The 17,259-nt window shown below is 59.9% G+C and carries 24 protein-coding genes and 2 pseudogenes; 15 read left to right on the top strand and 11 right to left on the bottom strand.

The features are described from left to right. The first annotated feature begins 7 nt into the window (after nt 1-7). From K7I12_RS10010 to K7I12_RS09985, 6 genes and pseudogenes are all read left to right on the top strand, one after another. Nucleotides 8-292: a HigA family addiction module antitoxin gene (locus K7I12_RS10010; protein ID WP_201448184.1), complete on the top strand. Its 285-nt coding sequence runs from the start codon at nt 8-10 to the stop codon at nt 290-292. A gap of 61 nt (nt 293-353) precedes the next feature. Beyond that, nucleotides 354-668, top strand: coding sequence for a HigA family addiction module antitoxin (locus K7I12_RS10005; protein WP_231664055.1), 315 nt, complete (start codon nt 354-356; stop codon nt 666-668). A gap of 119 nt (nt 669-787) precedes the next feature. Next, a complete protein-coding gene (gene mntA, locus K7I12_RS10000) occupies nt 788-1,204 on the top strand; it encodes a type VII toxin-antitoxin system MntA family adenylyltransferase antitoxin (RefSeq protein ID WP_035575238.1) in 417 nt (138 codons plus the stop codon). Continuing rightward, nucleotides 1,189-1,602: a type VII toxin-antitoxin system HepT family RNase toxin gene (gene hepT / locus K7I12_RS09995; RefSeq protein WP_031383647.1), complete on the top strand. Its 414-nt coding sequence runs from the start codon at nt 1,189-1,191 to the stop codon at nt 1,600-1,602. Before mntA (K7I12_RS10000) ends, hepT begins: the two co-directional genes overlap by 16 nt. A 152-nt stretch (nt 1,603-1,754) precedes the next feature. After that, on the top strand, nt 1,755-2,165 hold the full coding sequence (gene mntA, locus K7I12_RS09990) for a type VII toxin-antitoxin system MntA family adenylyltransferase antitoxin (protein ID WP_031383646.1): 411 nt from the start codon (nt 1,755-1,757) through the stop codon (nt 2,163-2,165). Between the two features lie 114 nt (nt 2,166-2,279). Further along, nucleotides 2,280-2,558 (top strand): annotated as a pseudogene (locus tag K7I12_RS09985) (PIN domain-containing protein); the annotation flags it as partial. Here K7I12_RS09985 and K7I12_RS09980 read toward each other — a convergent pair. Next, nucleotides 2,483-2,794, bottom strand: a complete 312-nt coding sequence (locus K7I12_RS09980) for a helix-turn-helix domain-containing protein (protein ID WP_231664084.1) — start codon at nt 2,792-2,794, stop codon at nt 2,483-2,485. The pseudogene K7I12_RS09985 and the gene K7I12_RS09980 overlap by 76 nt on opposite strands. 103 nt (nt 2,795-2,897) lie before the next feature. After that, nucleotides 2,898-3,581 (bottom strand): type II toxin-antitoxin system RelE/ParE family toxin, encoded by a 684-nt coding sequence (locus tag K7I12_RS09975; RefSeq protein WP_231664054.1) that lies wholly within the window; start codon nt 3,579-3,581, stop codon nt 2,898-2,900. 447 nt (nt 3,582-4,028) lie between these two features. Between K7I12_RS09975 and K7I12_RS09970 the strand changes: the two genes are divergently transcribed. After that, nucleotides 4,029-4,283, top strand: coding sequence for a type II toxin-antitoxin system Phd/YefM family antitoxin (locus K7I12_RS09970; protein ID WP_231664053.1), 255 nt, complete (start codon nt 4,029-4,031; stop codon nt 4,281-4,283). Continuing rightward, nucleotides 4,280-4,546, top strand: a pseudogene (locus tag K7I12_RS09965) (Txe/YoeB family addiction module toxin). The gene K7I12_RS09970 and the pseudogene K7I12_RS09965 overlap by 4 nt, the downstream one beginning before the upstream one ends. A gap of 186 nt (nt 4,547-4,732) precedes the next feature. Here the strand turns inward: K7I12_RS09965 and K7I12_RS09960 are convergent. The 3 genes from K7I12_RS09960 to K7I12_RS09950 form a co-directional block, all read right to left on the bottom strand. Next, nucleotides 4,733-4,933 (bottom strand): hypothetical protein, encoded by a 201-nt coding sequence (locus tag K7I12_RS09960; protein WP_231664051.1) that lies wholly within the window; start codon nt 4,931-4,933, stop codon nt 4,733-4,735. Between the two features lie 42 nt (nt 4,934-4,975). After that, complete coding sequence (locus tag K7I12_RS09955; RefSeq protein ID WP_031383641.1) at nt 4,976-5,332, bottom strand: hypothetical protein; 357 nt, start codon at nt 5,330-5,332, stop codon at nt 4,976-4,978. Between the two features lie 126 nt (nt 5,333-5,458). Then, on the bottom strand, nt 5,459-6,730 hold the full coding sequence (locus K7I12_RS09950) for a FliC/FljB family flagellin (RefSeq protein WP_231664050.1): 1,272 nt from the start codon (nt 6,728-6,730) through the stop codon (nt 5,459-5,461). 372 nt (nt 6,731-7,102) lie between these two features. On the opposite strand from K7I12_RS09950, the gene K7I12_RS09945 reads away from it, so the two are divergent. The 7 genes from K7I12_RS09945 to K7I12_RS17685 all read left to right on the top strand — a co-directional run bounded on the left by K7I12_RS09945 (nt 7,103) and on the right by K7I12_RS17685 (nt 9,551). Further along, nucleotides 7,103-7,432, top strand: coding sequence for a type II toxin-antitoxin system PrlF family antitoxin (locus K7I12_RS09945; protein WP_231664049.1), 330 nt, complete (start codon nt 7,103-7,105; stop codon nt 7,430-7,432). Next, the gene (locus K7I12_RS09940) at nt 7,429-7,920 is read left to right on the top strand and encodes a type II toxin-antitoxin system YhaV family toxin (protein ID WP_231664048.1); all 492 of its coding nucleotides are present in this window, start codon (nt 7,429-7,431) and stop codon (nt 7,918-7,920) included. The genes K7I12_RS09945 and K7I12_RS09940 overlap by 4 nt, the downstream gene beginning before the upstream one ends. Nucleotides 7,921-7,979: 59 nt before the next feature. Next, nucleotides 7,980-8,216, top strand: coding sequence for a DUF2835 family protein (locus tag K7I12_RS09935; RefSeq protein WP_031383636.1), 237 nt, complete (start codon nt 7,980-7,982; stop codon nt 8,214-8,216). A 252-nt stretch (nt 8,217-8,468) separates the two neighbouring features. Then, a complete protein-coding gene (locus tag K7I12_RS09930) occupies nt 8,469-8,693 on the top strand; it encodes an addiction module protein (protein WP_031383635.1) in 225 nt (74 codons plus the stop codon). Then, nucleotides 8,690-8,983 carry a type II toxin-antitoxin system RelE/ParE family toxin gene (locus K7I12_RS09925; RefSeq protein ID WP_150113095.1) on the top strand — a complete coding sequence of 98 codons (294 nt, stop codon included), beginning with the start codon at nt 8,690-8,692 and terminating at the stop codon, nt 8,981-8,983. Before K7I12_RS09930 ends, K7I12_RS09925 begins: the two co-directional genes overlap by 4 nt. An 81-nt stretch (nt 8,984-9,064) precedes the next feature. Continuing rightward, nucleotides 9,065-9,325: a DUF4160 domain-containing protein gene (locus K7I12_RS09920; protein WP_201448183.1), complete on the top strand. Its 261-nt coding sequence runs from the start codon at nt 9,065-9,067 to the stop codon at nt 9,323-9,325. Between the two features lie 34 nt (nt 9,326-9,359). Next, nucleotides 9,360-9,551, top strand: coding sequence for a DUF2442 domain-containing protein (locus tag K7I12_RS17685; protein WP_422723642.1), 192 nt, complete (start codon nt 9,360-9,362; stop codon nt 9,549-9,551). A 162-nt stretch (nt 9,552-9,713) separates the two neighbouring features. Here the strand turns inward: K7I12_RS17685 and K7I12_RS09915 are convergent, their stop codons facing one another. The 6 genes from K7I12_RS09915 to K7I12_RS09890 all read right to left on the bottom strand — a co-directional run. Then, on the bottom strand, nt 9,714-10,613 hold the full coding sequence (locus K7I12_RS09915; RefSeq protein ID WP_231664047.1) for a hydroxymethylglutaryl-CoA lyase: 900 nt from the start codon (nt 10,611-10,613) through the stop codon (nt 9,714-9,716). Nucleotides 10,614-10,736: 123 nt separating this feature from the next. After that, a complete protein-coding gene (locus K7I12_RS09910; protein ID WP_231664046.1) occupies nt 10,737-12,794 on the bottom strand; it encodes an acetyl/propionyl/methylcrotonyl-CoA carboxylase subunit alpha in 2,058 nt (685 codons plus the stop codon). Continuing rightward, a complete protein-coding gene (locus tag K7I12_RS09905) occupies nt 12,791-13,639 on the bottom strand; it encodes an enoyl-CoA hydratase-related protein (RefSeq protein WP_231664045.1) in 849 nt (282 codons plus the stop codon). Before K7I12_RS09905 ends, K7I12_RS09910 begins: the two co-directional genes overlap by 4 nt. A gap of 136 nt (nt 13,640-13,775) precedes the next feature. Further along, on the bottom strand, nt 13,776-15,398 hold the full coding sequence (locus K7I12_RS09900; RefSeq protein ID WP_231664043.1) for a carboxyl transferase domain-containing protein: 1,623 nt from the start codon (nt 15,396-15,398) through the stop codon (nt 13,776-13,778). Nucleotides 15,399-15,495: 97 nt separating this feature from the next. Beyond that, entirely contained in the window at nt 15,496-16,665 is a 1,170-nt protein-coding gene (locus K7I12_RS09895) for an isovaleryl-CoA dehydrogenase (RefSeq protein ID WP_031383630.1), read from the bottom strand. Nucleotides 16,666-16,821: 156 nt separating this feature from the next. Further along, nucleotides 16,822-17,259: IS66 family transposase (locus K7I12_RS09890; protein WP_231664041.1), on the bottom strand; the 438-nt coding region annotated here is incomplete at its 5' end.

Here is a 17,259-nt window from a genome sequence, read left to right as displayed (position 1 = left end):
ATTTGCTATGGCCATGAAGACGCCTCCTCACCCGGGCCGGATATTGCGTCGGCGTATTCTGCCGAGCTTGGGCTTGAGCGTCACCGAATTCGCTCGACGCGTCGGCATGTCGCGCAATGCCGTCTCGCGTGTACTCAATGAACGCACGGGAATTTCTCCTGATTTTGCCGTTCGGCTGGAGTGGGGTGGGATTGGTGACGCGCGGCACTGGCTAATCATGCAGACCAACTATGAGCTGGCCAAGGCCGAGGGCAGGGACCAGAATCACATTTCGCGCTTTGCTATTGCCTGAGCCCTCTGCGATGAGAGAGATAAGTTACGGGCAGCAGTCTGGCTCGAAGGAGGTAACTAACATGAGTATCCCCAATGATGCCGGTATGCAGCGTAAGCCGACTCATCCTGGCGAAATGCTGAGAGAAGACTTTATTCCGGACTATGGCCTGAGCGTCACGCGGCTGGCTGAGTCCTTGGGTGTTTCTCGCCAGTCGGTAAATGAGCTGTTGCGTGAACGTCGCGCTGTCAGCCCCGAGATGGCTCTTCGGCTTGGTCGTCTGTTCGATAATTCCCCTGAGTTTTGGCTGAATGCGCAGCGCGCTCTTGATTTGTGGAACGCAGCCCAATCGGTTAGCGACGAGGTCGCCCGAATCAAGCCACTGTATGCTGAGTGACCAAGCCAAGCATTGTGGAATGATCCAATGTAGCTACCTCTGGATGCATGTCTTCGATGGCCTGCAAATCGGCCGGTCCTGTACTCTAATGGATGAAATCGTCGGTCTAGGTAAACACAGTGAACGATGCACAGCAGGATAGCGTTATAGCCGTCGGTCAGCGGGTAAAACAGGCATTGGCCGGCTTCCGCGAGATCGAACAGATCGTGTTGTTCGGCTCCGTGTCCCGGGGCACCGCGCGGGCGGCTAGCGATATCGACGTGGCGCTGGATGCGGGAAAGCCGCTGACGCAGGGGCAGAGAGTGGCCATGATCGAGGCCTTGGCGCTCGAGTTGGGGCGCCCTGTCGATCTGGTCGACCTGAAGGCTGCCGGGCAACCCTTGCTGAGCCAGATCGTGACTACGGGCAAACGTTTATCGGGTAGCGATACCGCGTGGGCCAAGATCATCTATCGCAACATCATCGACAACGAAGACTTCGTACCGCTGCAGCGGCGAGTCTTGCAGGCCAGGCAGCAGGCATGGATCAATCGCTGATCAATCAGAAGCTGGAATCGTTGCGGCGCTGCGTCATGCGGCTTGAGGATCGCTGCCCCAGCAATGTCGAGGCCTTGCAGAAGGATCTCGATGCGCAGGATATCCTCGCGCTGAACCTGACAAGAGCCATTCAGCTATGTGTCGATATAGCCTCGCACTGGATTGCCGAACATCACGAGCTGACTTCACCGATTACCATGGGGCAAAGTTTCGATGTGCTGGCAGAGCGTGAGGTTATCAACCATGAGCTGGCCGCCAACCTGAAGAAGTCGGTCGGTTTTCGCAATATCGTGGTGCATAACTATGAAGCCGTCGATTGGCAGATCGTATTTTCGATCTGTCGCCAGCATCTCGATCAATTTCGCCAGTTCGCTGCGGCTTTCATGGACTCTCGATAGGCTGCCAATGGCCCCAAGCGGGGCTTCGTGGGAGGGAACTTGTTCCCGATTGGCGCCGTCAGGCGCCGGCTATAGTCCCGGTATACGCTTTGCACCGCTATTGCGAATGAATCCACGTAGAGTGCGAAGAAGGCCATGACAAAGGATTTGCTATGCGCTTAGACCCTCAAGCCCTTGAGCCCTGTTTGCAATTCCTGCGCGACCAGCTTGCCGATCTGCAGGCCATTTATCTGTTCGGCAGCGAAGCGGCAGGCCAGGCGGGGCCTGACAGCGATGTCGACCTAGCCGTGCTACTGCCTGCCTCCTTGCCCGCCGTACGACGTTGGTCACTCATGGAGCACTTGGCGGAGCGGTTGGGGCGCGATGTCGATCTGGTGGACCTGCGTGCGGCGAGCACCGTCATGCGCCATCAGGTCCTGGCGCAAGGGCAGCGTTTATGGAGCGCTGGAACCGAGGCCGACCTCTTCGAGTTATCGACGTTCAGCGAATACTGGGATCTGGCAATACAGCGGCGTGAACTGCTTGCTGACATCGAGCGAAGAGGTAGTATCCATGCCCGATGATGTACTTCTCAACAAAGCGGCCACTATAGAGCGCCAGAGAAGTATTCGATATTTTACGCGGGTCGACGAACAGCGGCTGCGAGCACTGGATCAAGACCTCGGGCTCGGCTACTGATGAGCTCACATTACACGGTCGTATACGACGCCTGTGTGCTCTATCCCGCCCCGTTGCGGAGCTTGCTGATTCATCTGGCCTTGACCGACCTTTATCGGGCTCGCTGGTCACGGATGATCCACCACGAGTGGATGCGTAACCTGCTGGACCAGCGTAGCGATCTGACATGGGAGAAACTCGAGCGGGTGCGTCAGTTGATGGATCAGCATGCGCGGGGAGCCGTCGTGGAGGGTTTTGAACCCTTGATCGATAGCCTTGAACTGCCCGACCCCGATGATCGCCATGTGCTCGCTTGTGCGCTGCATTGCGGGGCTGAGGCCATCGTTACTTTCAACCTAAAGGACTTTCCCGAGGCTGCCCCCGCTGCTACCACCATGTTCACCAGCGTATCGAGACCAAACAGGTGGATTTTGCCACGCATCAGATCGGACACCCTGGGTTGAGTGACGCCCAGCCGCTTAGCGGCTTCGCCCTGGGTCCAGCCCTGACGGTTAATGTGCTGCTCAAGGGCCATCATCAGACCGGAGCGAAGCTTCATATTTTCCGCTTCGGCAGCAGTGTCCTCGATGGCGTCCCACACGCTGTCGAACGTCTCATTACTCATCGTTTCACCTCGCTTAGGCGACGGCCTGGATGCCGTTCCTCTCGATCAGCGTCAGCAAGCGTAACGCCGGACCGCCAGGACGCTTCACGCCACGCTCCCAGTCGGAGACCAGGTTCTTGCTGACGTTGAGGTAGCGGGCAAACACAGGCTGAGACAAGTGCTCACGCTCACGCAGGGCGCGGATCTCCTCAGGAGACAATGTTTTCACCGGCGTAAGGCAGGTCTTATCGAAGTCACGCATGGTCTGCTTGTCGATGGCGCCGACCTCATGTAGCGCCTCCATGGTTTCATGGATCGCGGCGAGGGCGTCACTACGGTACTGCTTAGCCATTGCCATCACCTCCGAAAATTGGCCCTTATCGATCATCGCATTCAGGTGCTCATCAGACAGCGACAGAATGTGCTGTGCTGCTTGCTTGAAGGCGGCCTTCTCTTCGTCGCTGATGTTGCTTTGTTGGCTTTTCGCGAAGCCGAAGACGAACAAGGCGCGGCTCTCCTGACGGTACAGGATGATTGTACGATATCCGCCGGACTTGCCTTGGCCAGGGCGAGCGACGCGCTGTTTGATGACTCCGCTACCAAGGTCGGCATCTATCAGGCCTTGCTCGGCCCGCTGGATGGCTTCGCATAGCGCATCATCGTCGATTCGTTGCTTACGGGCGAAGCGCTCGAACCAGGCGTTCTTGAAGATCCTCACATGCATCCTGCCATGACCAATCATAACACTGAGTGTGACTCTTTTGGGAGAGCCTAGGCAAGGCCACCGAAGAGACCGTGAATTCATGGTCTGGCATGCTGCAAATATATAAAACTTTGTATGATTTGCAATGTAGAGAGGCTACTCCCTTCCGTAGAAATGCCTGGGTGCGGCCCTGGCATCGGCTACAAGGTGCGGCCATTATGTCATATGACGCGAGGCGTCAGGCGCGCACAAGAATCGCCTCGATGGAGGGTTGATGGGCTAGAGCAAAGTGGGAGGGAACTTGTTCCCGATTGGCGCCGCCAGCGCCCGATAGGGTCTCGGCGGAATAAAGTACCGCTATCGCGTTCAACGACTCTGTAAAGGCGTATGGCTTCTGCTTGCGTACGTTTTTTTTGTACTTGTACAATTATCCGTACGTAAAACGAATCGAGGTTATCGTCAATGGATACACTGAGTTATTCAGCCTTTCGTAGCCATCTGGCCAAGACGCTGGACAAGGTCAACGACGATCACACGCCGGTCTTCATTACCCGCCAGAACGGCAAGCCAGCCATCGTCATGTCGGTGGAAGACTTCAAGTCCTACGAAGAAACCGCCTATTTGATGGCTAGCCCCAAGAATGCCGAGCGGCTGAGCCAGGCCATCGCTGAAGCCGAGGCCGGGCAGGTTCAGGAGTACGGATTGATTGAAGAATGATGCTCACATGGGCAGAAAAAGCATGGGAAGACTATCTGTACTGGCAGGCTGTACTGGTAAGTCAGGATAAGAAGACGCTGAAACGAATCAATACACTAATTAGAGATATTCAGCGGTAGCCCTTTTGCGGCCTGGGTGACCCCGAGCCACTGCGACACGGCTGGTCCGGCTACTGGTCACGGCGTATCGATCGGGAGCATCGCCTGGTCTACAAGCCCACCGAGCATGCAATCATTATCGTGCAATGCCGGTATCACTACTGAAACGGCGATTTTTCGGAATGTAGGTTTAGGCTAATTGTCTGTCTGTAACATCGCCTGGGTATAAGCCCACTGATCCTTGACGGCCTTGGAATAGATACCATGAAGCCGCTTATTGTGGGAGGGAATTTATTCCCGATAGACACCGTTAGGTGCCCGATATAGCTCCGGAAGTAATGCTTGGTACTGCTACTCGCCCGCCTGTAACATCTCTTGTGTATAAGCCCACTGATCTTTGACGGCCTTGGTATAAACATCATGAAGCTGCTGATAGTCACTCGGCATCGCTTCATCCATGCCCGTCGCCTCGAAGCGCTTCATCAGTTTGCGGGTATCGTCGATGACGATATCGAGTTCGTCGATCACCTGTTGGCATTCGCTCTGATTCATAAAGCCCCCGCATGCTGAATTGGCTGTACAGGTAGCAATCGATCAGGCGGTCTGAATCGTCTGTACCCGATCGTATAGCTGTCTGGCACTTTCAATGGCAAAGCGCTCGTGCTGATCCAGCTGCAAGAGGGCGCCAGGGCGGTCGTCAGCCGCGTCGATCATCTCTTGGATCTCCCTAGCGTAGCGTTTCATCAGGTGGTCGAGGTTCATACGAATCATGGTGACTTCGAGTTCGAACTCCTGCTGTTGCAATATTCGCCGGCTGCGCTCCTCTTCGTCGCTCGCCGTCTCGATCATATCGAGAAGGGTATCGCTGATCAGTTTTTCCGTAGCTCTCAGCTTGGGTATTACGTCGTGGACGAGTTCTCGAGCGGATATTCTGTCTTTAGTTTTCCGCATGACAGTGCCTTTGTTAGCGTCTTAATAAACACGCTTCAAAAAAGACAGGCCCTCGTAATGAGGGCCTGTTTTAAATAGGGCGGGGCCGAAGCCCCACCCTTTACTGCATGTACTGCTATGCTCGGATTAACCCAGCAGAGACAGTACGGACTGCGGAACCTGATTGGCCTGCGCGAGGACGGAGGTACCGGCCTGCTGCAGGATCTGGGCACGAGTCATGTTGGCGACTTCTGAAGCGTAGTCGGCATCTTCGATGCGTGAACGCGCGGCAGACAGGTTAGTTTCAGTGGTACTCAAGTTGGTAATCGCTGAATCGAAACGGTTCTGAATGGCACCCAGATCGGAACGCAGCGCGTCGACCTTGCTCAGTGCACCATCCAGTGATTTCAGCGGGTCAACAGTGAGTGCCTCACCCTTAGTAGCTGTACCGTCAGTAGCAATGGTCGCCATATTGTAAGTACCGTCACCGTTATCCATTACATACTCGCCGGTACCGTTACCTTCGGCGTCATTAATTTCGGTAAGATCAGCACTGGAGAGGTTAGTGGCTGTATCCAGTGTCACATCTGCCAAGACACTGTCGACAGGGTTTGAGGTGTCAAGTGTAGAGGCATCAACGGCAGTGCCAGTACTATCAAATGTCAGGCCAGATGCATCTGATGTATCAACAGTATAGTAGTTGCCATTATCAGCAAGCACGGCGTAGCCACCACCCTCTTTAGCGAAGATATTTCCTTCTGCAGAAACAGCAGCCGAGGTGCCAGCACCAGATTCAGTAAGATCAGCGAGGTCGGCTGTATCAAACTTGGCCGTTACACCAGTATCAGTATCGGAAACGGTTGCACCGAAGTTCTCAGAAAATTCAGTGCGCTGAGTTACGTCCAAGCTATCCATCTTCAACGTAGCTGAAGTGATTTGTTCAAGAGAAACATTGATGGCTTGTCCATCTTCTGACCCAACCTGAATCGATATATCTTGGTTTGCTGCCAGCACCTTGACGCCGTTGAAGCTGGTTTCCTCGGAGATACGATTGATTTCGTTGAGGCGCTGACCGATTTCATTCTGAATGGACTGCTTGTCTTCAGCAGAGTTAGTACCGTTTTGCGCCTGAACGGTCAGCTCGCGAATACGCTGCAAGTTGTCGTTGACTTGATTCAGCGCGCCTTCCGCAGTCTGCGCGACAGAGATACCGTCGTTGGCGTTACGCTGCGCCTGTGCTAGACCGGTGATCTGGCTGGTCATACGGTTGGCGATGGCCTGACCGGCGGCATCATCCTTGGCGCTGTTGATGCGCAGGCCTGAAGACAGACGCTCCATGGCGGTGGTCAGGTCGCCTTTGGAAGAGCTCAGGTTCTGCTGAGCGATCATCGACGTGATGTTGGTATTGATTACGGACATTGGTGTTTCCTTTTTCTTTAGGGGCTCGAGCGGTGTGCCGGAGTCCCGGCGACCGGATCTCCGGTCTTTCCACCGCAACGGCACCGTGGCCGTTATTCTGTTTATCGACGCTACCGGCATTTGCTTTAGGACTATCTGCAAATTTTTCCAGGGTAGCGGCATCAGTGGGCGGTAGAGCATCTGTCCGACGGCTGAGCCAGCAGGCCCAGCGACTACCGCTGCCGTGGAATATATCGGCGGGCCTGGCTGGTGCTTGAGTCAGGGAAGAAGGCGATGCTGCTCCAGCGTGGGGTGTTTTGCGCATTGACGAGGTAATGCAATTGCATTACCTTTTATGTGTCGTCATCACCCGCCGATCTTGGGAGGTTGCCCATGAATGCGACGCACGAAGTGGATTCCACCCTGACTGAACGCTACCAGACCACCGTTCCGGCGCAGGTCCGCCGAGCGCTGGGCCTCGGCAAGCGCGACAAGATCCACTACAGCATCCGTGACAACGGCGAGGTGGTGCTCACGCGGGCAGCGGACGCGCAGGCTGAAGACCCGGTCATGGTGGGTTTCCTGCGCTTCCTGGAGCGTGACCTGCAGCACCATCCCGAGCGTATTCAGCCCTTGACCGCAGCGTCGGTTGCCAAGGCGCGTGAGCTGACCGCGGGTATCGATGTGGATCTCGATGAGCCGCTGTCCGAAGACAACGAATGAGTGCCGCGAGTAACGAGCCCCTGTGTAGCAATGGGTGGACGATCTATGCCCACCCAGTATTTCTTTCCCAACTGGATTCGCTGGCCCGGCGAGTCGAGCGGCACAGGCGGAAGGATGCCGAGGGGTATACCCGCAAGAACGACACCAAGCGACTCGCGGCGATCCTCAAGCTTGCACTTGAGGACATTCCCAGCGACCCGACCCATGAGCAATATCGGCAGGGGGCTACGCTGGGCGATGAGCACAAGCATTGGGTTCGGGCCAAGTTCTATCAGCAATGCCGGCTATTCTTTCGCTACCACGAGCCCAGCCGGATCATTGTCTACGCCTGGGTCAATGACGAGCAGACCAGGCGGGCCTACGACAGCAAGACGGATGCCTATCGGACCTTTCGCAAGATGCTGGACAACGGCAATCCACCTGATAGCTGGGACCAGTTGATAAAGCAGGCGGTCAAGCCTGGTGCCCGTCTTTCACGATTCACTTGAAAACCATTCTGCTAGCCCAGCATCAGGCAATAACAGCCTCAAACCGACATAAAGAACCCATGCCCAGTATCAATGTGGTGATCGATCTTTCCGCCGAGCAGTGCCTGGCGCACTATCGAGCGACAACTACTTTGGCCGGCGACGCTCAGCACGTTTACGCTCGCAGCCGGGACGGGCGAGGGGTGGTATTCCCGGCCCAGGCGCTGCGGCGCATCGTCGGGCACGACGGCGTGCATGGCCTCTACCGGCTGACGTTTACGGACGAGGGCAAGTTCGAGTCACTGGTGGTGGTGTGAGCTTTATATATAAATTATTGATTTATATGGCTCTTCGACGTTTCATGTGGATTTGGCCTGATCCAGCAGGCTGTAGTGGTCAAGTGTTTTAGGCCACCGTCTTTTGAGTTTTCCAGTAAGCTTGCTCTGCGACATTGGGCGGTAGTCCGCCGTTGTGTTTGTGCGGTCGCAGAACGCTGTACAAACCGAGGCATGGCAGCCGTCACCCATCCGTGTCAAAATTGACGGGTAAACGAACGAGAGGTTTCGCCCATGGATCTCCAGAGAATTGAAGACGAGGCGCTCCACCTCCCAAAAGAGGAGCGAGCTCAACTGGTCCAGCGACTGGTCCTGAGTCTGGAATCGCCATCAAGGGAAGAGCTCAGATCTGACTGGTTGCTTGAAGCCCGCCGTAGAGGCGAAGAGCTCGATAATGGTTCACTACAGGCCGTGTCCGGTGAAGATGTCATGAGGAAGGCTAGAGAACTGATCAAATGATCTATTCGTTTCACCCGGCAGCGGAAGCCGAATTCCTGGAATCAGTTGGTTATTACGAATCAAAAGTTCCGGGACTGGGTGGTGCCTTCATAGAGGAATTTGAGGCCCTGGCCAATTTAGTTGGCGAGTCGCCAAAAGCCTGGCAAGTTGAGTTGCAGCCAGATATTCGTAGAGCGCCCCTTCACAGGTTTCCGCTGTCCATCGTTTACCGAGAGAAACTTGATGGTTTTCAAGTTTTGGCGGTTGCCCATGACCGGCGACGTCCGCAGTACTGGCTTGGAAGGCTTTAACAATCGGCTGCACAGCGACCGTTTTTCCGCCGCTTTGCAGCTCCAAACCGGTGCGTGAGACGGGCGTTATGTGTGAGGAGTATGGATGAGTCCTACAATATTCCGAGAAAAAGGATATCGCTTCTTTTTCTTCTCACGAGAGGAGTCTCGCATCCATGTTCATGTAGTATCCATGTTCATGTAGTATCAGGAGATGGCGAGGCTAAATTCCGGTTTGAAGCAGATCTTGAGTTGGCCAAAAATTATGGATACAACCGGCAGCAGTTGAAAGAAATCGAATCACTGGTGGAGGATCACCGCAATGAGCTTGTCAGCGCGTGGAAACAGCATTTCGGCAGTTGAGGTGACGAATATCTCTGCACATGGCGTGTGACTTCTGGCACATAACCGTGAGTTTTTCATGCCGTACAACAGTTTCCCCTGGTTTAAGGAGCAGCCGATCAGCGCGATTGTGAATGTTGAGAAACAATCCCCTGGCCACTTTTATTGGCCTGATCTTGACGTAGACCTGACGGAGGAAATTATCGAGCATCCCGAAAGGTTCCCAAACGTCGCTCACAGCACATAACCATCGCAGGCACGGCGACGTCTTTTCCATTGCGGCTTCGCCTCCATTCCGTAGGCGCGCATGCTGGCTGGCGTTAATCCATCATCTAAGGCACTTTGCCGTAATACTTAAATTGCCCCCGAGTCGTTCACTGACTCGGGGGTTTTCGTTTCCACCACGTACTTACTTAGCTGCCAACGCCACACCCACCTTCGACCGATTCGGCCGCCCGATAGCTTGGGTGATCCAGGTGCCGGTATCAGCGAGCTTGTTCAGGTCAATACCCGTCTCGATACCCAGCCCATCAAGCAGATAAACCACATCTTCACTGGCCACGTTACCGGAGGCGCCCTTGGCGTAGGGGCAGCCGCCGAGACCGGCAACGGAGCTGTCGATCACGGCAATGCCTTCTTCCAGAACGGCGTAAAGATTGGCGAGGGCCTGGCCGTAGGTGTCGTGGAAGTGGGCGGCGAGCTTGTCCATGGGGATGTCGCGACTCACCGCCTCGATCAGGCGCTTGGCCTTGAAGGGGGTGCCGGTGCCGATGGTGTCGCCGAGCGAGACCTCAAAACAGCCCATCTCATACAGCGCCTTTGAGACATCAGCGACCTTGGCCGGGGCGATTTCGCCTTCGTAGGGGCAGCCGAGCACGCAGGAGACGTAGCCGCGCACGCGCACGTTGACGGCCTTGGCGCGCTCCAGCACCGGTTCGAAGCGATTTAGCGACTCGGCAATCGAGCAGTTGATGTTCTTCTGCGAGAAGGCCTCTGAAGCGGCGCCGAACACGGCGACTTCCTCGACGCCGCATTCCAGCGCGGCTTCCAGCCCCTTGAGGTTGGGCGTCAGCGCCGAGTAGGTCGCGCCCGGGTGGCGGGTGAGGCCGGTCATCACTTCGCGGTGGTCGGCCATCTGCGGCACCCACTTGGGCGAGACGAAGCTGGCCGCCTCGATATGCCGAATACCTGCCGCGCCAAGGCGCTCGATCAGTTCCAGCTTGGTGGCGGTGTCGATCGGTTCGGACTCGTTCTGCAGGCCATCGCGGGGGCCGACCTCGACCAGGCGGGCGGCTTTGGGGAAGGGCATGGGTACCTCCTGATAGGCTTGTTGCGCTGGCGACTCGATTTTGGCGCTGCATTCATTATCTTGGCAACGTGGGGCGTTGCATCGCGAATAAATTCGCTCTCACGCACCCGGCATTGCTCGGCGCTATTCGTCCGCGGCGAACTCCAGCAGCACATCCCCCTGGCCGACAGTATCACCGGCGGCGAAGTGGAACGCTTCGACCGCGCCGTCGGCGGGGGCGGTCAGGGTGTGTTCCATCTTCATCGCCTCCATGACCATCAGCGGCGTGCCTTTCTCGACGGACTGGCCGGGCTCGACGAGCAGCGCGACTACGGTGCCGTGCATTGGCGCGGTCAGCGTCGCGTCGACTTCATGCTGGCCGTGGTCGACGGCGTCGAGCCGGCGCCAGGCTAGGCGCTTCTCGCCGTGGGCATCGGCGAGTACCAGCGTCTCGCCGTGGCTGTCATTATCGCGACGCGCCAGCAGGCGACGCCGATGGCCATCGAGGGTCAGCGCGACGCTGTCGCCGGCCAGGCGTTGCAGATTCCCGTTGAAGCGCCGCTCGCGTACCGTCAGCTGCCAGTCGCCCCGGCTCGCTTCGCGTTCGGCGAGCACGGTGACGATCGCCTCGCTGTCGGCGGCGTCGCGGCCGTGCGCCGGCGCGGCGAGGGCGACGCGCAGGCAGGCGGGGGCGTTGAGCCGCCAGCCGTCGCGGCGTTGCCAGGGCGAGTCGTCGTCGGCCTCGCTGTGCAGGCAATCCAGCGCGACCAGCGCGGCCCGTGCGTAATCGGCTTCGTCGAGGGCGGTCGGGGCGAACAGCGCTTGTTCGTGGTGCTCGATGAAGCGGGTGTTGAGTTCGGCTCCGGCGAACGCCGGGTGGCTCGCCAGGCGTAGCAGGAAGGCACGATTGGTGACGACGCCGCTGACGTCCAGCGCGGCCAGCGCGCGGTTGAGCGTGGCCAGCGCCTGGTCGCGGTCGTCGCCATGCACGATCAGCTTGGCGAGCATCGGGTCGTAGTGCATCGAGACCGCGTCATTGGCTTCGACGCCGCTGTCCAGACGAACCTGGCTCGGGTCGAGCCCCGCGCCGGTAAAGTCGAGGGCGAAGCGCGACAGCGTGCCGGTGGCGGGCAGGAAGTCCTGCTCGGGGTCTTCGGCGTAGAGCCGTGCCTCGAAGGCGTGCCCGCTGATGGTCAGTTCGTTCTGGGACTTGGGCAGCGCCAGGCCGGCGGCGACGCGCAACTGCCATTCGACCAGGTCCTCGCCGGTGATCATCTCGGTGACCGGGTGCTCGACCTGCAGGCGGGTGTTCATCTCCATGAAGTAGAACGAGCCATCGGCGTTTAGAAGAAACTCGACGGTGCCGGCGCCGACGTAGCCGATCTCCTGGGCGGCGCGCACCGCGGCCTCGCCCATCTCGCGGCGCAGGGGCTCGTTCATGCCCGGCGCCGGGGCCTCCTCCAACACCTTCTGATGGCGGCGCTGCACGCTGCAGTCGCGCTCGAACAGGTAAACGCCGTTGCCGTGGCTGTCGCAGAACACCTGCACCTCGACGTGGCGCGGCTGGGTCAGGTACTTCTCGATCAGCATGCGGTCGTCGTTGAAGGCGGCGCGGGATTCCCGCCGGCAACCGTCCAGCGCGACCTGGAAATCGGCGCCGCGCTCGACCACGCGCATGCCCTTGCCGCCACCGCCGGCGCTGGCCTTGAGCAGCACCGGGTAGCCGATGCGCTCGGCCTCGGCCTGCAAATGCTCGTCTGCCTGCTCGTCGCCGTGATAACCCGGCACCAGCGGCACGCCGGCGGTGTCCATGCGCGCCTTGGCGGCGGACTTGTCGCCCATCGCGGCGATGGCGCTGGCCGGCGGACCGACGAAGATGACGCCGGCCGCCTCGCAGGCGGCGACGAAATCGGCGTTCTCGGAAAGAAAGCCGTAGCCCGGGTGGATGGCGTCGGCGCCGGTGCGCCGGGCAGCCTCGATCACCGCGTCGACGTTCAGGTAACTCTCCCGGGCGGCGGCGGGGCCGATGCGTATTGCTTCGTCGGCTTCGCGCACGTGACGGGCGTTGGCGTCGGCATCGGAATACACCGCCACGCTCTTCAGGCCCAGGCGGCGCGCGGTGCGGATCACCCGGCAGGCGATCTCGCCGCGGTTGGCAATCAGCAGCGTGTTGAGCGCTCGCGGCGCGTTGGTCAGGCTCATGAGCGCGGCTCCTTGTCATGGCTATCGTCTGCAGAAGCGTGACCGCGTCGCCAGGCGGGGGCGCGCTTGTCGAAGAAGGCGGCCAGGCCTTCCTGGCCTTCGTCGCTGACGCGCAGTTCGCTGATGGTTCGACAGCAGCGCTCGCGGGTGGCGTCGGAATCGGGCTCGCGGGCCACCTCGGCGAGCAGTGCCTTGGTGGCGCGGCTGGCCTGGGGCGAGGCAGCGAGCAGGGTGTCGACATAGACCGCCACCCGCTCGTCGAGCTCGTGCTTGTCGGTCACTTCATGCACCAGGCCGAGCACCTGGGCGGTGGTCACGTCCATGACCTCGGCGGTCAGCGCGAAGCGGCGCATCTGGCGTTCGCCGATGGCGCGCTGTACGTAGGGGCTGATCACCGCCGGCGACAGGCCGATCTTGACCTCGGAGAGGCAGAAGCGCGCCGCCTCCGAGGCAATCACCAGGTCGCAGCATGCCGCCAGACCCACCGCGCCGCCGTAGGCCGCGCCCTGCACGCGGCAGAGCGTGGGGCAGGGCAGGCTGTCGAGCCGCTGCATCAGCCGCGACAACTGGCGCGAATCCGCGAGATTGGCGTCGACGCTGTAGTCGACCATGCGCTTCATCCAGTTGAGATCGGCGCCGGCCGAGAAGTGCTTGCCTTGCGAGCCCAGCACGACGATGCGCACCTCGTCGCGCTCGGCGGCGTCATGCAGTTGGTCGAGGTGGACGTTGAGCTCGTCGATCAGCGCGTCGTCGAAGGCGTTGTGGACGTCGGGCTTGTCGAGCGTCAGCCAGGCGACGCCGCGGGGATCGATCCGAAGCTTTGCAAGGCTTGTTGTGTCTGTCATATACAGCGGCCTCATCGGTAAAGCTGTAAGCCGTAAGCTCTAAGCTGTAAGAACCCCAGTTAGGCCTTCGAAGCGTGCGGCGGAACCTTCCAGCTTACAGCTTCAAGCTTATAGCTCCTCTTGCGGAGCAAGGGGCTCACATCCGGAATACGCCGAATTTGGTTTCTTCGATTTCGGCATTCATCGCCGCGCTCAGCGCCAGCCCCAGCACGTCGCGGGTCTGCAGCGGGTCGATCACGCCGTCGTCCCACAGCCGCGCACTGGCATAAAACGGGTGGCCCTGGTGCTCGTACTGGTCGCGAATCGGGGCCTTGAACGCGGCTTCGTCGTCTTCGCTCCACTCGTCGCCGTCGCGTTCGAACTGGTCACGCTTGAACTTTTCCCTTTGAACTTGGGCCAGCACGTTGGCGGCCTGGTCGCCGCCCATCACCGAGATGCGCGCGTTGGGCCACATGAACAGCAGGTTGGGGTCATAGGCGCGCCCGCACATGCCGTAGTTGCCGGCGCCGAAGCTGCCGCCGATCAGCACGGTGAACTTGGGTACCCGAGCGCAGGCCACCGCGGTGACCAGCTTGGCGCCGTGCTTGGCGATGCCTTGCTGCTCGTACTTCGAGCCGACCATGAACCCGGTAATGTTTTGTAGAAAAATCAAAGGGATTTTTCTTTGGGCGCACAGTTCGATGAAGTGCGCGCCTTTCTGCGCCGACTCCGAGAACAGCACGCCGTTGTTGGCGACGATGCCCACCGGATGGCCGTGCAGGTGGGCGAAGCCGGTGACCAGAGTGTCGCCGTAGTAGCGCTTGAATTCGTCGAAGTCGGAATCGTCGACCAGCCGTGCGATGACCTCGCGCACCTCAAACGGCTTCTTCAGGTCGGTACCGACGATGCCGTAGATCTCCTGGGGGTCGAGGCGCGGCGGCCGCGATTCCCGCATCGCCAACTGGCCGCGCTTCTGCCAGTTCAGCCGCGACACCGCGCGGCGCGCCAGTTGCAGGGCATGGGCGTCATTGTCGGCGTAGTGGTCGACCACACCGCTGATCTTGGCGTGAACGTCGGCACCGCCCAGATCCTCGGCGCTGATCGTCTCGCCGGTAGCAGCCTTCACCAGCGGCGGGCCGCCGAGAAAGATGGTGCCCTGGCCGCGCACGATGATCGATTCGTCGGCCATCGCCGGCACGTAGGCGCCGCCGGCGGTGCACGAGCCCATCACCACGGCGATCTGCGGGATGCCCTCGGCGGACAGCGTCGCCTGGTTGTAGAAGATGCGCCCGAAGTGGTCGCGGTCGGGGAACACTTCGTCCTGGTGGGGCAGGTGGGCGCCGCCGGAATCGACCAGATAGATACACGGCAGGCGGTGCTTGCGGGCGATCTCCTGGGCGCGCAGGTGCTTCTTCACGGTCAGCGGGAAATAGGTGCCGCCCTTGACCGTGGCATCGTTGGCGACGATCACGCATTCCACGCCACTTACCCGACCGATGCCGGCGACCACGCCGGCGGCCGGCACCTCGGTGCCGTAGACGTCGTGGGCAGCCAGCGCGCCGATCTCGAGAAACGCCGAGCCCTCGTCGAGCAGGTGGTCGATACGATCGCGCACGAACAGCTTGCCGCGGGATTCGTGGCGTTCGCGGGCCTTGTCGCCGCCGCCCCGGGCGATGCGCGCGGTCAGTTCGCGCAGCGTGTCGACCTCGCCGCGCAATGCTGCGGCGTTGGCCTGGAAGGCCTCGCTGCGCGGGTTGATCTGGGTACTCAATATGGCCATGAAAGATCCTCTGGCGAGCTACGAGCTACGAGCTACGAGCTACGAGCTACGAGCTACGAGCGGTTCGTGGCCCGGAGCCCGTGGCTCGGGGCTGGGTTTACGCCGATTCGTTAAAAATCTCGCGCCCGATCAGCATCCGCCGAATCTCGCTGGTGCCGGCGCCGATCTCGTAGAGCTTGGCGTCGCGCAGCAAGCGCCCGGTGGGGTATTCATTGATATAGCCGTTGCCGCCGAGCAGCTGGATGGCGTCGAGCGCCACCTGGGTGGCCTTCTCGGCGCAGTAGAGGATCACCCCGGCGGCATCCTTGCGCGACGTTCGGCCTCGATCGCAGGCGCCGGCCACGGCGTACAGGTAGGCGCGGCAGGCGTTCAGCGTGGTGACCATATCGGCGACCTTGCCCTGCACCAGCTGGAACTCGCCGATCGACTGGTCGAACTGCTTGCGCTCGTGGATATAGGGCACCACCACGTCCATCGCCGCCTGCATGATGCCGATGGGACCGGCGGCGAGCACGGTACGCTCGAAATCCAGCCCGCTCATCAGTACCTTGGCGCCGCGATTTTCCTCGCCGAGCACGTTTTCGGCCGGTACCTCACAATCCTCGAACACCAGCTCGCAGGTGTTGGAGCCGCGCATGCCCAGTTTGTCGAGCTTCTGCGCAGTGGAAAAACCCGGGAAGTCGCGCTCGACGATGAACGCGGTGATGCCCTTGGAACCGGCGTCCGGGTCGGTCTTGGCGTAGACCACCAGCACCTGGGCGTCGGGACCGTTGGTGATCCACATCTTGTTGCCGTTGAGCACGTAGGTGTCGCCGCGCTTGTCGGCGCGCAGCTTCATCGACACCACGTCGGAGCCGGCGCCGGGCTCGGACATCGCCAGCGCGCCGACGTGCTCGCCGCTGATCAGCCCGGGCAGGTACCTGGCCTTCTGCTCGGCATTGCCGTTGAGCTTCAACTGGTTGACGCACAGGTTGGAGTGCGCGCCATAGGACAGGCCCACCGAGGCGCTGGCCCGCGAGATCTCTTCCATGGCGATGCAATGGGCGAGATAACCCATGCCGCTGCCGCCATCCTCGTCGGGTACGGTGATGCCGAGCAGGCCCATGTCGCCGAACTTGCGCCACAGGTCCTCGGGGAAGACGTTGTCGTGGTCGATCTGCGCGGCGCGGGGGGCGATCTCGTCGCGGGCGAAGGCGTTGACCTGATCGCGCAGCATGTTCAGCTCATCGGGGAGGCCGAAATCGAGCGGCGAATAGGGGGCGTGCATGGTCGACTCCTGGGTGTATGTAGCGGCCGGTCGCGTTGGCCGGCGGTCCGTTGCTGTTTCCAGCCAGCTTAGTTTTGGTTGACGTTAACGTAAAGTAGAGCTTTGGTCGCAGAGGCGAGCCAGCCCAACTCGCTAAAATAGTCGTAACTATTCAGGTCACGCTGCCTGATCCAGGCCGTCCCGACGCATGAATTCGGGCACTTCACCGGCAAACAACTGTTCCAGTGCGGTGTGCGCTGCCAGGCCCTGCTTGACCGCCGTCGAGAGGAAGCTGCGCATCCGGCAGAAGATCTCGGCACCTTCCCAGGAGCGGAAACAGCCTGAAATCTTCTGCTGGACCTTGGTCATCCGCAGGTCACGCTCCCCTTGGTTATTGGTGAAGGGCGCGGCGGGGTCGTCGAGGAAACGCAGCACGTCGTCCTCGTACGCCTGGAGACGTTCGAGCAGGTTACGTGCCTTGGTACGTTTGGCATGACCGCGCTTTCCCGGTGGTGGTGGGATCGGTGGCGGACACTCGGTCTCACCCTCTGTCAGGCACTGCCGATAGCGGACTCGCCAGCGTTGCGCCTCTTCGGGCGAGAGCGTGCCACCGGC

The sequence above is a fragment of the Halomonas sp. IOP_31 genome (genome assembly GCF_021151495.1).
GTDB classification, from domain to species: domain Bacteria; phylum Pseudomonadota; class Gammaproteobacteria; order Pseudomonadales; family Halomonadaceae; genus Modicisalibacter; species Modicisalibacter zincidurans.
This window is presented reverse-complemented; position numbering and strand designations above follow the sequence as displayed.

Bases quoted from the DNA above. Each gene is read 5' to 3' on its own strand.
- K7I12_RS09950 (WP_231664050.1), bottom strand. From the start codon at position 6,730: ATGTCCGTAATCAATACCAACATCACGTCGATGATCGCTCAGCAGAAC.
- K7I12_RS09955 (WP_031383641.1), bottom strand. From the start codon at position 5,332: ATGCGGAAAACTAAAGACAGAATATCCGCTCGAGAACTCGTCCACGAC.
- K7I12_RS09925 (WP_150113095.1), top strand. From the start codon at position 8,690: ATGATCTATTCGTTTCACCCGGCAGCGGAAGCCGAATTCCTGGAATCA.
- K7I12_RS09940 (WP_231664048.1), top strand. From the start codon at position 7,429: ATGAGTGCCGCGAGTAACGAGCCCCTGTGTAGCAATGGGTGGACGATC.
- K7I12_RS09970 (WP_231664053.1), top strand. From the start codon at position 4,029: ATGGATACACTGAGTTATTCAGCCTTTCGTAGCCATCTGGCCAAGACG.
- K7I12_RS09960 (WP_231664051.1), bottom strand. From the start codon at position 4,933: ATGAATCAGAGCGAATGCCAACAGGTGATCGACGAACTCGATATCGTC.
- mntA (WP_031383646.1), top strand. From the start codon at position 1,755: ATGCGCTTAGACCCTCAAGCCCTTGAGCCCTGTTTGCAATTCCTGCGC.
- K7I12_RS10005 (WP_231664055.1), top strand. From the start codon at position 354: ATGAGTATCCCCAATGATGCCGGTATGCAGCGTAAGCCGACTCATCCT.
- K7I12_RS09920 (WP_201448183.1), top strand. From the start codon at position 9,065: ATGGATGAGTCCTACAATATTCCGAGAAAAAGGATATCGCTTCTTTTT.
- K7I12_RS09905 (WP_231664045.1), bottom strand. From the start codon at position 13,639: ATGACAGACACAACAAGCCTTGCAAAGCTTCGGATCGATCCCCGCGGC.
- K7I12_RS09900 (WP_231664043.1), bottom strand. From the start codon at position 15,398: ATGGCCATATTGAGTACCCAGATCAACCCGCGCAGCGAGGCCTTCCAG.
- K7I12_RS09915 (WP_231664047.1), bottom strand. From the start codon at position 10,613: ATGCCCTTCCCCAAAGCCGCCCGCCTGGTCGAGGTCGGCCCCCGCGAT.
- K7I12_RS09930 (WP_031383635.1), top strand. From the start codon at position 8,469: ATGGATCTCCAGAGAATTGAAGACGAGGCGCTCCACCTCCCAAAAGAG.
- K7I12_RS10010 (WP_201448184.1), top strand. From the start codon at position 8: ATGGCCATGAAGACGCCTCCTCACCCGGGCCGGATATTGCGTCGGCGT.
- K7I12_RS09910 (WP_231664046.1), bottom strand. From the start codon at position 12,794: ATGAGCCTGACCAACGCGCCGCGAGCGCTCAACACGCTGCTGATTGCC.
- K7I12_RS09935 (WP_031383636.1), top strand. From the start codon at position 7,980: ATGCCCAGTATCAATGTGGTGATCGATCTTTCCGCCGAGCAGTGCCTG.
- hepT (WP_031383647.1), top strand. From the start codon at position 1,189: ATGGATCAATCGCTGATCAATCAGAAGCTGGAATCGTTGCGGCGCTGC.
- K7I12_RS09980 (WP_231664084.1), bottom strand. From the start codon at position 2,794: ATGGCCCTTGAGCAGCACATTAACCGTCAGGGCTGGACCCAGGGCGAA.
- K7I12_RS09895 (WP_031383630.1), bottom strand. From the start codon at position 16,665: ATGCACGCCCCCTATTCGCCGCTCGATTTCGGCCTCCCCGATGAGCTG.
- K7I12_RS09945 (WP_231664049.1), top strand. From the start codon at position 7,103: ATGAATGCGACGCACGAAGTGGATTCCACCCTGACTGAACGCTACCAG.